Origin of the sequence: Bacillus sp. SIMBA_008, assembly GCF_046535495.1 — a bacterium.
Lineage (GTDB): Bacteria > Bacillota > Bacilli > Bacillales > Bacillaceae > Bacillus > Bacillus subtilis.
Window position 1 is genome coordinate 1 of record NZ_JAWRWL010000073.1, and the last position, 392, is coordinate 392.

At 62.0% G+C, this 392-nt stretch carries 1 protein-coding gene; it reads left to right on the plus strand.

Annotated features, from left to right (window positions below):
* Positions 1–392 (plus strand): hypothetical protein (locus SB658_RS22175; RefSeq protein ID WP_410602355.1); only part of this gene is annotated, 392 nt, incomplete at both ends.

Here is a 392-nt window from a genome sequence, read left to right on the forward strand (position 1 = left end):
GAGCACGGTCAGATTTCTTGGGAGTCCAGTCAAATCGACGCCCCGAATCTCACTCGCGCGATCGCCGAGGGAGATTCGACCGGCACTGCAACAGCAATCGCGGAAGCCACGAACGCGGAAATGGAATCCAAATGGGGCATTCCGATGGAAGCGTACTTCGGCGGGTCAGGCTCGGACGTCACGGCACTGAGCGAACGGGCGTTGAACGAGATCGGGGCGGGCGCGGAACAATCCGGCTTCTCCGTCACCCCGCGAGACGACATCTCGTCCCTCGCCCCGTCAATGCTTGGCGGTCGGGTCGCAGTGGCAGTGGGAGACACTATCCGGGAGGCGCGACTCAATCAGATCACCCTGGCTTTGTCGGTCGATGGCGTGCATGTATCGGCCACTCT